The sequence below is a fragment of the [Bacillus] enclensis genome (assembly GCF_001456935.1).
GTDB lineage: Bacteria > Bacillota > Bacilli > Bacillales > Bacillaceae_B > Rossellomorea > Rossellomorea enclensis.
The window spans coordinates 1,499,332-1,513,532 of record NZ_KQ758482.1 but is presented as its reverse complement, the minus strand read 5'-3'; the positions used below and the strand labels follow the sequence as shown (position 1 = coordinate 1,513,532).

Sequence of the window (14,201 nt, the reverse complement as noted above, 5' to 3'; positions counted from 1 at the left end):
CGAAAGGAAGAGAATATGAAGAACGGAACCATTTTGAAAAAAACGTTATTTCCTTCCCCAAATCCGCATGTAGAGCTCTATGAAATCGTTTATATCTCAGGGGGACTGAGGGTGAAAGGGATGCTTGCACAGCCTGCGAAAGAAGGTACATATGATGGATTCCTCTATTTGAGGGGCGGAATAAAAGGGGTTGGAATGGTAAGGCCGGCCCGCATCGCCCAATTTGCCCAGGAAGGATTCATTGTGTTTGCCCCGTATTACCGGGGGAACCGCGGCGGCGAAGGAAACGAGGACTTTGCAGGTGATGACCGTGAGGATGCATTGTCGGCTTATAGGTTTTTGGAGAAATATGAAAGGGTGCATAACGGGAGGATCCATGTTTTCGGCTTTTCCCGTGGAGGCGTCATGGCTCTCTTCACCGGGATTGAGATGAAAGAGGTCACTTCCATCGTCACCTGGGGAGGGGTGTCCGATATGTTCCTCACCTACGAAGAACGGAAAGACCTCCGGAGGATGATGAAGAGGGTGATCGGCGGCAGTCCGAATAAATATCCTGAGCGCTACGAATGGCGGACCCCCCTTTATGAAATAGAAGAGATTTCAGCACCTGTCCTGATCATACACGGGAAAAAAGATCAGAACGTTTCAATCGATCATGCATATAGATTAGAAAAAAGGCTGAAAGAGGCAGGGAAATCGGTCGAATCCTATTATTTTTCAGCGTACACACATTATTTCCCCCCGTTGAAGAACCGTGAAATCGTCAAGATGCTCTGTGATTGGATGAAAAAACAGCAGTAAAGGGGAATCACCATGGGAATGGGTCTTGAGCTTAATACCATGCTCGTCACGAAAGGAAGAGAAGTGAGGAAGAAAGACAACTTATTTCAGTTGCAAAAAGAAGGCTACCGTTTGTATCCGATGAACACCCCCATTGAAGTAAGGACAACGAAGAAGAGCCACTCAAGGGGCTATGCGATGATTGAAAAAGTCCAATGGCATGATGATCAAACCATCATCTTCTACAAGCTGATTTCGCTCAATAAAACCAATTAGGAGATTGGGACAAAACTAAAATTCCCTTGTCTAAAGACGAACATTTCAGAGTGGACTAAATAACGCTAATGATTTCCGTGCAAGACTACGCTTTCCGCGGGTAGCCCGTGAGCCTCCTCGGCAAGCCTGCGGGGTCTCACATAAGCTACTCTTCCCGCAGGAGTCTTCGTCTTGCACTCCAATCAACCGCTGAATGAGCTAATTCCTAGATGTACAATGAACAAATAAAAAACCCGAGCTATTTTGCCTCATCTCATGCAAAATAGTTCGGGTTTTGCTTATGCTAAATCACTTTTGTCCCAGCCTCTTTTATTTTAGGATAAATACTTGGATATATTCCCATACTAGTAAAAAAACTGAGGTACTGCGATGGTTGAGAAATATGATAAAGTTCATGACGAGCTGCAGAGGGCGGTAAATTTAAATATTGACTATTGGTTGAAATACAATTTCCTTTCACTGAAGTGGTGGATCATAATTGTTTTAATGATTCTTCTCTGGGTGCTGCTGTTGAAATTGGTGGATCGCCGGCAGCTTCCGAGGATATTGTTCCTGGGTCTGGTATGGATCATGGCAGCGGCGAACTTGGACGGGTTTGGGTATGAACTGGGTTATTGGGGCTATCCGACCGAGCTTTTGCCCATTTATCCGAAAGCCTATTTATTTGATTATGCGTTGATACCGGTCACTTATATGTTAATTTATTATTATTTTCCCAAAGGAAAAGCATTTTTTATTGCAAATTTAGTTTTGGCCGGTGGAGCTTCATTCATCAGCGAACCGTTTTTCAGGTGGCTCGATTATTATAAGGCGTATCAATGGGAACCATGGTGGTCGTTTGTCATATATTTTGTCCTTTCCTATATCATACGCTGGTTTGTAGAAAAAGTATTTAAGGTTCTTCCCGAGAATTGAAAATTGTGTTAACTTTATATTATTGAAGGTTAACGCAAAAGGGGAGAACAATCATGAATGGGGAAAAATTAAGAGTGATCATACAGTGCAGCATCTTTGCTGCGATAACGGGGATTTTTGCGCAGATAGAAATACCGCTCCCGCTCGTTCCAATCAGCGGGCAGACACTGGCGGTCGGACTGACGGCAACGATTCTGGGAAGCAGATACGGAGCTTTCGCCATGATTGGATATGCATTGCTTGGAGCGGTAGGGGTGCCGGTCTTTGCAGGATTCAGCGGAGGTGCCCAGGTGTTGGTGGGACCAACCGGGGGCTACATATTCGGGTTTAGCGCGGCGGCATTCATTACAGGCTTGATCCTTGAGAAGACAAAGTTCAATCTTACAATGGCAATGGTGGCGAATACGGCGGGGATGGTCGTCACCCTTCTGATCGGGACCATTCAATTGAAATACGTGGCAGATTTAAGCTGGACACAGGCGATGGCGGCAGGAGTGTATCCGTTCATCGTGGTCGGATTGATCAAGGCATTCCTGGCCAGCTGGATAGGGATTACCGTTCGAAAGCGGCTGATTCAGGCAAGATTGATACACAATCGTGCAGATGCTGCGGCATGAATGAAAACAGCCGGGTCTCCTGAAAATGGAGATCCGGCTGTTTTTTTGGGAATATTAAAATTTATACATCATCCAGTAGCCTATATCTTCAAAACCAATATTTTTATAAATCCTGCCCGCCTCGGGATTATCGTAAAAAAGGCAGAGCTCCTTGCCTTCTTGGAGAACATCACGGCATAATTTTGTCATGCACTCGGTCGCATATCCTTTTTTCTTATAATCTGGATGAGTGCAGACGGCCACGATCATCGCCGAGGAGCTGTTCTCCGCAGTAGTGGAAGCGGAAGATACAAAGATGCCGTCTCTTTCGATATAGTAGCTGCGCGCGACCCCTTTTTCCATCCCGTGTTTTCTTTTCTCGACAGTGAAACTTCCGCCGCTGAACTCCGGGATGCTGTTCAGGAGCTCAACCAATTTTGGCAATGCCTCAATGGTGGCTTTTTCAACATGATGAAGCTCTCCTTCTGATAATGACTCCGAATTATCCAGTTTGGCATAGTACATCTGTCTTTTGGATTGGAATTCCCTTGATAGAAAAGGTTCGACTTTCGACGTTACGGCCTTTAACCCGGACATGATGGAAAAGTCCTCGCAGCTGTTGATGATGGCTGCAAACCCTTCCGCATCGAATTCCCCCGGCGAATAAGGAATGAAGTTCTCTCTATACTTCAGAAGGACCCCTCTCAGATTCCCATCTTCGTCAAAATCCCCCCAGATCTTCTGAAAATCCTGTTCGTAACCGAATGCTTCAATATCACCAATGATGAACAAGTTCTCAGCAGGCTCTTTTTGAATTAACTGCTGGCATTGCCTGTCATCCTCCTGTGTCAGTACCTTGATCATTTCCCCCAAACCCCTTTATAAGTTTTAATTGATATATTACCAAAATTTATAATATTTAGTAAAGAGAATTTTTACTAAATTTCCTTTTTTGTTTTAAAAAATGAATTTTAGGGAAAGTTAGCATCAATACATGATTTATCATCAGTAAATGAGTGAGCACTAATTCATCATGAAGGAGGCGGTATAGATGTTGTGGACCATTATCGGGATCCTTGTTGTCCTTTGGCTGCTTGGACTGATATTCAAGATCGGCGGAGCCATCATCCATATTTTATTGGTCATTGCCGTAATCGTGTTCTTGTGGAATCTGATTACAGGCCGGAAGAAAGGTGTATAGCTTTGTTTTAAGGAAAGAGGAGGAATCCTCTTTTTTTATTTGGGGATGGGTTGGATTGGGGTGCTGGATGTTGTTATCGGCGCAGGCGGAATTTGTTGATTTACAGAGAATTGTCGGTAACCTGAAAAAACATTGATAAATCGGTTTTTTTGTTGATAATCAATCCGAGATTTTCGTTGATAAAAAACTAAATCGTTGACTACCGCCCATGCCTCCAGATGAGACAACCAAGAATTAAGATCATCCCCGCAAAACCCGTCCCAAAAATAAAAAAAGCCCAACACATTTTAAGTGCTGGACTCTTCTGCATGAATTATTTTACTGACGGACCGCCTTTTGCTTCGATTTCGGCTGGAACGTTAGTGAATTTCTTGAAGTTGTCGTTGAATTGGCTGGCAAGTTCGGTCGCTTTCGCTTTGTACGCTTTTTCATCCGACCATGTCTTAACCGGCTGCAGTACCTCATCCGGTACTCCAGGTACGTGTACAGGGATGTTCAGGCCAAAGATTTCGTCCTTTTCGGTTTCGACGTTCGTCAGTTCGCCTTCCAATGCTGCCTGCACCATCGCACGCGTGAATGAAAGCTTCATTCGGCTGCCGACGCCATATTCACCGCCGGTCCATCCAGTATTCACGAGATACACTTCTGCATTATGCTCATCGATTTTCTTTCCGAGCATTTCAGCATAACGAGTAGCTGCAAGCGGCAGGAATGGCGAACCGAAGCATGTTGAGAATGTTGCCTGCGGCGAAGTGATGCCGCGCTCGGTTCCAGCAAGCTTGGAAGTGTATCCGCTCAGGAAGTGGTACATTGCCTGTTCTTTTGTCAGTTTGCTGATCGGAGGCAGTACGCCGAATGCATCCGCAGTCAGGAATACGATTGTATTAGGGTGTCCGGCCACGCTTGGCTCCACGATATTTTCCATTGCCTGGAGCGGATAAGCGGCACGGGTATTTTCTGTTAAACTGTTATTCTCATAATCAGGAATGCGTGAATCTTCATCAAGCACGACATTCTCAAGGACTGATCCAAAACGGATGGCATCAAAGATTTGAGGCTCCTTTTCACGGGTCAGTCCGATGCATTTTGCATAGCAGCCGCCTTCGATATTGAATACGCCGTTCGGCGACCAGCCGTGTTCGTCGTCTCCGATCAGACGGCGGTTCGGATCTGCCGATAAAGTCGTCTTCCCTGTTCCGGAAAGTCCGAAGAATAAGGCAACATCACCTTCGCGGCCGACATTCGCCGAGCAGTGCATGGAAAGGATATCGGCTTCAGGGAGCATGTAGTTCATGACGGAGAAGATTGACTTTTTCATTTCTCCTGCATATTCAGTCCCGCCGATCAGGACGATGCGTTTTTCGAATGAAACAATGATGAATGTTTCCGAGTTGGTGCCGTCAACCGCGGGATCTGCTTTAAAGTTAGGGGCAGAAACGATCGTGAATTCGGAATTGTGAGAGATTAGCTCCTCCGCACTTGGACGGATGAAAAGCTGGTGCGCGAAAAGGTTATGCCACGCAAATTCATTGATCACCTGAATCGGCAGTCTATGTTTTGGATCTGCGCCTGCAAACCCGTTGAAGACAAATACTTCTTCTTTTTCTTTTAAGTATGCAAGGACTTTATGATATAATTTATCGAATGATTCAGCGGAGATTGGCTGATTGACAGATCCCCAATCAATCTTATCTTTCGTAGTAGGCTCCTCGACGATGAATTTATCTTTAGGAGAGCGCCCTGTATATGTTCCCGTTTCAGCTCTTACCGCACCCGAAGAAGTTAAAACGCCTTCATTTCTATGGAGAACTTTTTCCACTAATTGTGAAACAGACAGTTGATTTTTTATGTTTTGACCGTTAAGTAATTCTGTTAACTCATTAGACATGCTCACTGAATTCATTAGAACCCTTCCTTTATATAAATTTAAATACCTTGTATCTTTTCAAAAATAGTATAACACAATTAATTTATTAGTCTATACTATTTAGTCATTTTTTATATTGTGACTTAAACTTGTAACATTTTCCTTAAAATCCGCACCTTATTTCTCCTTATTAGAGCAGTTTATGCTTGTCCACCGGAAAATCATCATGCATTTACCCATGTTTGTTATGTTTCTTCTTAATATATTTGAGTCGTTTATCCAGTCGGATTTACCGGGAATCTTTTCATACTAAAAAACATTTGACACTCTTGAGTATTTAACGTTATTATTGTACCTTGAACGGATACTCTTATCCTGAGCTGGTGGAGGGAGCAGACCCTATGAAACCCAGCAACCTGCTAAATAGATAGTGGGTCTTTCTTATTGAAGGATCCCATGAAGCGAAGGTGCTAAACTGAGGCAAGGTGGATACCTTGAACGATAAGAGAGAAAAGGCGCGGCTATGATCTGAAACCTTTCCTCTTTGTGCTTTTTAGAGGAAGGGTTTTTTCTGTTTTATAGTCTGCATAATTAGTTAAATCTCAGGTTTTATATAAGGGCCTTCCTTATAAAAAAACCATGTTTACTTCATACTACTTAGGGAAATGAGTACCGTATCTGTTTATTTGTTTTGCCGGTAAAGCCGGCAATTACGCTTAAGGAGGAACCTTGATGTCAACTAAACGTCGTCTGTTTACATCTGAGTCCGTAACTGAAGGACACCCAGATAAGATTTGTGACCAAATCTCTGATTCAATTCTTGATGCCATTTTAACGAATGATCCGAATGCCCGCGTGGCTTGTGAAACATCTGTTACAACAGGCCTTGTGCTTGTTGCAGGTGAAATCACGACAAGTACGTATGTGGACATTCCGAAAATCGTCCGTGAAACGATTCGCGGGATCGGCTACACTCGTGCAAAATATGGTTTCGATGCCGAAACTTGTGCTGTATTGACATCTATTGACGAGCAGTCCGCAGATATCGCCCAGGGTGTAGACCAGGCGCTTGAAGCTCGTGAAGGGCAAATGTCCGATGAAGAAATCGAAGCGATCGGTGCAGGGGACCAGGGGCTGATGTTCGGATTTGCGTGCAACGAAACGAAGGAGCTTATGCCGCTTCCGATCTCGCTTGCTCACAAAATATCCCGTCAATTGACTGAAGTCCGTAAAGAAGAAGTTCTTCCTTACCTACGTCCGGACGGTAAAACCCAGGTAACTGTTGAGTATGATGAAAACGATAAGCCTGTGCGTATCGACACGATCGTCATCTCTACACAGCATCACCCTGAAGTTTCACTTGAACAGATCCAGCGCAACCTGAAGGAATATGTCATCGATCCGGTTGTACCGAAAGAACTGATCGACGAAAACACTAAATACTTCATCAACCCGACAGGCCGCTTCGTCATCGGCGGACCTCAAGGGGATGCAGGTCTTACAGGCCGCAAGATCATCGTTGACACGTACGGCGGTTATGCACGCCACGGCGGCGGTGCCTTCTCCGGTAAGGATGCAACGAAGGTTGACCGATCTGCAGCTTATGCAGCACGCTATGTTGCGAAAAACATCGTGGCAGCAGGACTTGCTGAGAAATGTGAAGTCCAACTGGCGTATGCAATCGGTGTAGCTCAGCCTGTTTCGATCTCAGTCGATACATTCGGAACGGGTAAAGTTTCGGAGGATGTATTGGTTGATGTAGTTCGCAATAACTTTGACCTTCGCCCGGCAGGAATCATCAAGATGCTCGACCTTCGCCGTCCGATCTACAAGCAGACAGCTGCTTACGGACACTTCGGCCGCAACGATCTTGATCTTCCTTGGGAGCGTACGGACAAAGCTGAAGCATTGAAAGCAGAAGCTCTTAACTAATAGCAGGTATGAAAAAAACCAGCACCTTTACGGGTGTTGGTTTTTTTGATGGAGTTCCTTCGGGTAGGGGATGAAAGGAATATGTGGGTGAAGAGTGCGGGTTGAAAAGCAGGGCGAATGCAGGATTTGTCGTATTTTGCAGATTGGTCGATATATCGGGATTTTGGTCGATAAAAAGATATTCTGGCCGATATACTGTGCATTTGCACGATAAAATAAAAAAACGGGAGATATAATTTCATCCCGGGCGATAAAATAATAAGCACCAGCATTCTCTATTCTGCTGCAGGTTTCTAATTGCCGATCCGGCCAAAATTAAGACCGGATCAGTATATCCCGTTTTTTAACAGTAGTAATCCAGCTGGGATTGGGGTATCACAAGTATAAGAATCAAAATGGTTTGATGCTTTTATAATACTGTCCTTTTTCTGCATATTCCCTCGAGATCCGTTTCATTTCACTGATATCATGCTCATTTAGTTCCCTCACCACTTTAGCGGGACGGCCGAAGGCAAGTGTATTGGGAGGGATGACTTTCCCTTGGGGGACAAGACTTCCGGCACCGATAAAAGCACCTTCCCCGATTTCGGCATTATCGAGGATGATCGATCCCATGCCGATGAGGGCTTTTTTCCTTATTTTACAGCTGTGCAGGATGACACCATGGCCGACTGTCACTTCGTCTTCCAGGATAAGGGGGTTTTCAGGGCTTTGGTGAAGGATGGAATTATCCTGCACGTTCACTTTGCTGCCAATCCTGGTTGGGGCTACGTCCCCCCTGATGACAGTATTGAACCAGATGCTGGATTCTTCCCCGATCTCAACATCCCCCGTAATCGTTACATAATCAGCGATATAGGCAGATTCTGCAATCACTGGTTTTTTATCATGATAAGGATAAAGCATTTTTTACTACCCCTTTCAATTTTTTTTACTATAATAATGGTAGCAGATGATGACCATTAGAGAAACATTTAAGGAGGATTTGCCATGTGGAAATGGGAAACAGATCAAGAGGCAAAAGCAGTCATCGTCATCATTCATGGAGCAATGGAACATCATGGCCGGTACGGCTGGCTCATTGAAATGTGGCGGGCATCGGGCTTTCATGTCATAATGGGTGATTTGCCCGGCCAGGGAATGACGTCAAGGAGACAAAGAGGTCATATCGACTCGTTTGACGAATATATTATCGAAGTGAAAGACTGGGTTCAGGCTGCGTATCAATTTGACCTGCCCGTATTCATCCTTGGTCATAGTATGGGCGGACTGATTGCTGTAAGAATGCTTCAGGAATCCCACGTGAACGTGGCGGGAGTCATTTTGTCATCCCCATGCCTCGGTCTGGTTGACGGACCGTCGAAACCTGTGGAACTTCTTTCTTATGGTCTGAACAAGATTGCGCCGATGGTGAAATTCCCATCGGGATTGACGATCGATATGGCAACCAGGAACGCAGATGTAAGGGAAATCGACAGCAATGACACTCTTTATATTACAAAAGTTTCGGTCCGATGGTACAGGGAGCTTGCACAAGCGATCAAGCTTGCTAAACTGAATATGAATAAAATGCCTGATGTCCCTTTGCTTGTGCTGCAGGCCGGGGATGATAAAATCGTGGATAAGAGTGCGGTCAAGAAATGGTTCAATGAACTGTCTCTTTCTGAAATGCATTATAAGGAATGGCCGAAGTGCTATCATGAAATTTATAACGAGCCTGAAAGGGAGGAGATCTTCGAATACTCGAAGATCTTCATCGAAAGCCGGCTGAAGGCGCTGGGATATTTAATCTAAACGAGGTGGTAACTTGTCAGTACCTGCAAGTCCTTTTTCATTAATGACTAAAGTATATCGGGATATTTTCCCGCTTGTTCATCAAGAGCTGGATCACTGGAAAGAACGTGCCGCTGAAATTCCAAATGATGAATTAAGAAAACAGGCATTAGCGAGTATTGAGCATAAGACCTTTCATTGTGAAGGAGGTTCGATCCTTTCCATCCTCTCGCTTAAAAAGAAGAAAGAAACGATACGCTTCACGGTTGCTTACCAGACGATCAGTGATTACCTTGATAATCTTTGTGACAGGAGTACGTCCCTCGATCCAGAGGACTTCAGACTCCTGCACCAGTCCATGAAGGATTCATTGACCGTCGGGGCGGAGCCTGTTAACTATTATGCACTGAGGGAAGACCAGGATGACGGCGGTTATTTGCGCGATCTAGTGCTTGCCTGCCAGGAATCGCTGTCCGGTATCCCTCACTATGAAAGTATCAAGAATGAGCTTCTGGAACTGTGCGATTATTATTGTGATCTGCAGATACATAAACATGTTACTCCGGAAGAAAGGGAAGGGCGGCTTCAGGCATGGTTTGAACGGCACCGCTCCGGACTCCCGGAGATGGATTGGTATGAATTTTCGGCATGTTCCGGTTCCACACTCGGCATCTTCTGCCTTGTGGCCTATGCCAGCAGGCCGGATTTTCAGCCTTCCTATACAGAAAAAATCAAGGCTGGTTATTTTCCTTACATACAGGGCCTTCATATCCTGCTGGATTATTTCATCGATCAGGAAGAGGATCATGAGGGAGGAGACTTGAATTTCTGTTTTTACTATGAAAATGAAGATCACCTGAAGGATAGACTCATTCATTTCCTGCGGAAAGCGGATGAACATACGAATGAACTTCCTCACTCGGGCTTTCACCGATTGATCAATAAAGGGCTGATCGGAGTGTACCTTTCTGATGAAAAAGCCAGAAGGCAGAAAAGGGTCCAGGCTTTTTCGAAAGAATTCATCGGAGAAGCCGGCTGGGTGACAAAATTTTTCTTCTGGAATGGAAAAATGTACCGGAAATTGAAGAAAGTTAAGTAAAAAAACATAGTTATTTCGTACCACGAAATAAAATAGTCCCATAAAAAAAGCTGGTCCTATATCTATAGGACCAGTTTTTTGTCATTTTATGTCTTTTTTTATTAGTTAAATTTTCCCTTGTAAAAATTTCTTGTAGGAGAAAATAATCAACTTATGTCAGAATATATGGATTTTTCTGAAAAATCTAGTATATTGTAATTAGTTGTAAAAACATAGTACATACGAAGGGGGAATGACGTGTTGAAAACACGTAAAGTTTTATCTATGGCTCTCACTGCTGCCTTGGGTATCGGGGCTTTTGCGGTACCGGCATCAGCGGGGACTGTAGTACCAGAGAATGTGTTGGCGAAGCCGACGGTGAAGGTGGATCATAGTAAAGGTGGAGCATTTGATGCAGGCATCGCCAATGACGAGCGCCTGATCGAGATGCTGAAGAAAGAAGGAAAGATTGCGAAAGACGCGACTCCTGCACAAGCCCAAAAAGTGCTGAAGTCCTATCTCGCTTCAAAAGCGGACAGTGCCGGCAAATCAAAGGACAAGCTTCCAAAGGGTCTTAAAGGGAAAGTGAAGCAAGACGGTAATAAATCGACTGACAGCCTGACAAAAGGTAAAGGAAACAAATTAGGACAGGCTAAAAAGAACCAGCCGGACGGCGTCGAGAAGGAAAACTATGACGGTGACGTGCGGGAAGACAAAGTATTGGTCCTTGCAATTGACTTCCCGGATTATGAAAAAAGTTCAATCAAAGAAGACGAAACAGACATGTTCTATGAAGATTATACGCATGAACACTTCCAAAACATGATCTTCGGTGAAGATGGATATGAAGGTCCAAATGGAGAAAACCTGGTTTCCATGAAGCAATACTATGAAGAACAATCGGGCGGAAGCTATACGGTTGATGGAACAGTTGCAGGCTGGTACACAGCTGATCACCCGGCAGAGTATTACGGCGGCAACTATCCTGATGATGACGGCAGTGACGCCAGACCGCGTGAGCTTGTTTACGAAGCATTGTCTAAAGCCGGGGAAGATCCTAATGTGGATTTATCAGAGTACGATGTCTGGGACCGTGATGATTATGATGGGGACGGAGTTTACAATGAGCCGGATGGAATCATCGATCACCTCATGGTCATCCATGCGGGTGTCGGTGAGGAAGCTGGCGGAGGATCGCTTGGTCCTGATGCAATCTGGTCTCACAGATGGAATCTCGGTAAATTAGTTGCAGTTCCTGGCGGGAAATCAAACAGTGACCGTTTTGGCGGATTACTTGGAGCATATGACTACACTATCGAACCTGAAGACGGCGCAGCCGGCGTATTCGCCCATGAATACGGGCATGACCTCGGGCTGCCTGATGAATATGATACGCAATACTCGGGAGCAGGGGAAGCCGTTGCTTACTGGTCACTGATGGCAAGCGGAAGCTGGGCCGGTGATATCCCTGGTACAGAGCCTCCTGGAATGAGTGCTTATGCAAAAGAAATGCTGCAGGCAAATCACGGCGGCAAATGGTTAAGCGGAGATACGCTTCATGCAGATGACATTTCCGAGAACGGTAAAGAAGTTCTTTTAGATGAAGGTGTTACAAAAGGGACGAACAATGATGCAGTAAGGGTCAACCTTCCTGACAAGGTAAAGGAAATCAACAAGCCTGCTGCAGGTGAAGCAGAATTCTTCGGCGGTACTGGTGATGAAATCGATCATAAGATGGTGACTTCTGTCGATCTTACCAACAAAGAAAATGCAACGCTTGATTATGATGTTTGGTATGATATTGAAGAAGGATGGGATTTCGGTATGGTTCAGGTTTCAACAGACGATGGTGAAACTTGGAACTCTTTATCTACTCCGAATACCACGGATGACATCGTAGCAGATGGATATCCTGCAATCAAAGACAACGTCCCTGGCTACACTGGCTCAAGTGCCGGCTGGCTTCATGAGTCAATTGACCTAAGCGAATATGCGGGTCAGGAGATTAAACTGCAGTTCCGCTACATGACTGACTGGGGTTCAAACCTGACAGGAATGTTCGTTGATAATGTAAAAGTGACTGCCGATGGAGGCGAAGTTCTTTCTGACGGCGCAGAAGGTGACAGCAGCAGCTTCACATTTGATGGTTTTGAAGTATCCGCTGGAAAAACGACATCACCTCATTACTACCTGCTCGAATGGAGATCACACAATGGTGTGGATGAAGGGTTATCTCATATCCGCCGCGGTGACAGCTTAATGTCGTATGATCCGGGGTTGCTTGTATGGTATGTGGATGAAAGCTACGATAATAACTGGACTGGTGTCCATCCTGGTGATGGTTACCTTGGTGTGGTGGATGCTGATCAAAAAGCGAATTACTGGAGCGATGGTTCTGTAGGATCTACACGCTACCAATTACATGATGCAGCATTCAGCTTGAATAAGACAGAAAAAATGTTCTTGGATTACACTGATTTGCTTGGTGTAACGATGAAAGATAACTTCACTAAGCGCACTCCGCTGTTTGACGACAGCGCAGACTACAGCAACAAAGGCCTAGTCGATGCTGGACGCAACGTCCCTGAATACGGATTGAAATTCCGTGTGACTGGTGAAAGCGCGGACGGTACTGTAGGTAAGGTATTAATCTACAAATAAGAAACAAAGCTCAAAAGGGTGACGGCTCCAAGCCGTCACCCTTTAAGCATGTTATTGGACATTTTTTCTCTTGAAATTGATAATAATACTCACATCAGATAAAGGAGATGTCCTAATTGACGATCAAATTAAGTGTCTTGGATCAGTCACCCATTTCAGAAGGAATGAGCGCCCGCGAGGCGTTGAATAATACAGTGGAACTTGCACAATTCGTGGAGAAGCTGGGATTCACCCGTTTCTGGGTATCGGAGCACCATGACTCACCGAGCCTGGCCGGGTCATCACCCGAGGTATTGATTGCCCATCTGGCGCAGAATACTTCGAAGATCCGAGTCGGATCCGGCGGTGTGATGCTGCCGCATTACAGCTCTTATAAAGTGGCGGAAAATTTCAGGCTCCTCGAAGGATTAAATCCCGACCGCATCGATCTCGGACTTGGCAGGGCGCCCGGCGGCATGCCGATGGCTTCGATGGCACTCAGTGACGGTAAACATCGTGACGTGCATCGTTACCCGGAACAAATTGATGAACTGCTGGGATATCTGACGGATTCACTGCCTCCTGCCCACCCTTATCAAGGATTGACGGCTGCACCGATGATCCCGACGATGCCTGAGGTCTGGATGCTTGGATCGAGTCCATCCAGTGCCATGCTTGCAGCGCAGAAAGGGTTGCCTTATACATTTGCCCAATTCATCAATGGGGAAGGCGGTCCTCAGTATACCGAGGCTTACCGCAACAATTTTGTGCCATCAGAATACCTTGATAAACCAAAGAATACAGTGGCAGTCTTCACCATTTGTGCAGAGACCGATGAAGAGGCGGAGAGAGTCGCATCAAGCATCGACCTGTCATTGATCATGATCGAACAGGGAATGCGTTCCAACGGGACACCCAGTCCTGAGAAAGCAGCTGCATACCAGTACAGTCCGTTCGAAGCTGCACGTGTCCGCGAAAACCGCAAGCGAATGATCGTCGGAAGCCCTGAGAAGGTGAAAAAGGAAATCCTTCAGCTAAGTGAAGAGTATCAGACGGATGAAATCATGCTTGTCAGCATCACCTATGACTTCAAGGACAAACTCAGATCCTTCGAGCTCATTGCCGATGCACTGCTTTAAAGCA

Annotated in this window: 13 protein-coding genes and 1 riboswitch; of the genes, 10 read left to right on the top strand and 3 right to left on the bottom strand. The window is 45.4% G+C overall.

Annotated features, from left to right (window positions below):
- Positions 1-15: 15 nt before the first annotated feature.
- The 4 genes from AS034_RS07485 (at position 16) to AS034_RS07470 (ending at position 2,588) form a co-directional block, all read left to right on the top strand.
- Entirely contained in the window at positions 16-801 is a 786-nt protein-coding gene (locus AS034_RS07485) for an alpha/beta hydrolase family protein (RefSeq protein ID WP_058298013.1), read from the top strand.
- Positions 802-813: 12 nt separating this feature from the next.
- Positions 814-1,056 carry a DUF2584 domain-containing protein gene (locus AS034_RS07480; protein WP_058298012.1) on the top strand — a complete coding sequence of 81 codons (243 nt, stop codon included), beginning with the start codon at positions 814-816 and terminating at the stop codon, positions 1,054-1,056.
- A gap of 369 nt (positions 1,057-1,425) precedes the next feature.
- On the top strand, positions 1,426-1,971 hold the full coding sequence (locus tag AS034_RS07475) for a CBO0543 family protein (RefSeq protein ID WP_058298011.1): 546 nt from the start codon (positions 1,426-1,428) through the stop codon (positions 1,969-1,971).
- Positions 1,972-2,024: 53 nt separating this feature from the next.
- Positions 2,025-2,588 (top strand): biotin transporter BioY, encoded by a 564-nt coding sequence (locus tag AS034_RS07470; protein WP_058298010.1) that lies wholly within the window; start codon positions 2,025-2,027, stop codon positions 2,586-2,588.
- A gap of 54 nt (positions 2,589-2,642) precedes the next feature.
- Here the strand turns inward: AS034_RS07470 and AS034_RS07465 are convergent, their stop codons facing one another.
- Positions 2,643-3,431: a GNAT family N-acetyltransferase gene (locus AS034_RS07465; protein WP_058298009.1), complete on the bottom strand. Its 789-nt coding sequence runs from the start codon at positions 3,429-3,431 to the stop codon at positions 2,643-2,645.
- A 187-nt stretch (positions 3,432-3,618) separates the two neighbouring features.
- Between AS034_RS07465 and AS034_RS22700 the strand changes: the two genes are divergently transcribed.
- Complete coding sequence (locus AS034_RS22700; protein WP_141687673.1) at positions 3,619-3,768, top strand: lmo0937 family membrane protein; 150 nt, start codon at positions 3,619-3,621, stop codon at positions 3,766-3,768.
- A 313-nt stretch (positions 3,769-4,081) separates the two neighbouring features.
- Here the strand turns inward: AS034_RS22700 and pckA are convergent, their stop codons facing one another.
- The gene (gene pckA, locus AS034_RS07460) at positions 4,082-5,671 is read right to left on the bottom strand and encodes a phosphoenolpyruvate carboxykinase (ATP) (protein WP_058298008.1); all 1,590 of its coding nucleotides are present in this window, start codon (positions 5,669-5,671) and stop codon (positions 4,082-4,084) included.
- A 331-nt stretch (positions 5,672-6,002) separates the two neighbouring features.
- Positions 6,003-6,143, top strand: a riboswitch (SAM riboswitch).
- 224 nt (positions 6,144-6,367) lie between these two features.
- On the opposite strand from pckA, the gene metK reads away from it, so the two are divergent.
- Entirely contained in the window at positions 6,368-7,567 is a 1,200-nt protein-coding gene (gene metK, locus AS034_RS07455) for a methionine adenosyltransferase (RefSeq protein ID WP_058298007.1), read from the top strand.
- A 390-nt stretch (positions 7,568-7,957) separates the two neighbouring features.
- Here the strand turns inward: metK and AS034_RS07450 are convergent, their stop codons facing one another.
- Complete coding sequence (locus AS034_RS07450; RefSeq protein ID WP_032087272.1) at positions 7,958-8,473, bottom strand: gamma carbonic anhydrase; 516 nt, start codon at positions 8,471-8,473, stop codon at positions 7,958-7,960.
- A gap of 84 nt (positions 8,474-8,557) precedes the next feature.
- Here AS034_RS07450 and AS034_RS07445 point away from each other — a divergent pair, with 84 nt between their 5' ends.
- From AS034_RS07445 to AS034_RS07430, 4 genes are all read left to right on the top strand, one after another.
- Positions 8,558-9,361 (top strand): alpha/beta hydrolase, encoded by an 804-nt coding sequence (locus AS034_RS07445; protein ID WP_032087273.1) that lies wholly within the window; start codon positions 8,558-8,560, stop codon positions 9,359-9,361.
- Between the two features lie 13 nt (positions 9,362-9,374).
- Positions 9,375-10,439: a tetraprenyl-beta-curcumene synthase family protein gene (locus tag AS034_RS07440; RefSeq protein ID WP_058298006.1), complete on the top strand. Its 1,065-nt coding sequence runs from the start codon at positions 9,375-9,377 to the stop codon at positions 10,437-10,439.
- A 240-nt stretch (positions 10,440-10,679) separates the two neighbouring features.
- The gene (locus AS034_RS07435; RefSeq protein ID WP_058298107.1) at positions 10,680-13,079 is read left to right on the top strand and encodes an immune inhibitor A domain-containing protein; all 2,400 of its coding nucleotides are present in this window, start codon (positions 10,680-10,682) and stop codon (positions 13,077-13,079) included.
- A gap of 116 nt (positions 13,080-13,195) precedes the next feature.
- Complete coding sequence (locus tag AS034_RS07430) at positions 13,196-14,197, top strand: LLM class flavin-dependent oxidoreductase (protein WP_058298005.1); 1,002 nt, start codon at positions 13,196-13,198, stop codon at positions 14,195-14,197.
- Positions 14,198-14,201 lie beyond the last annotated feature (4 nt).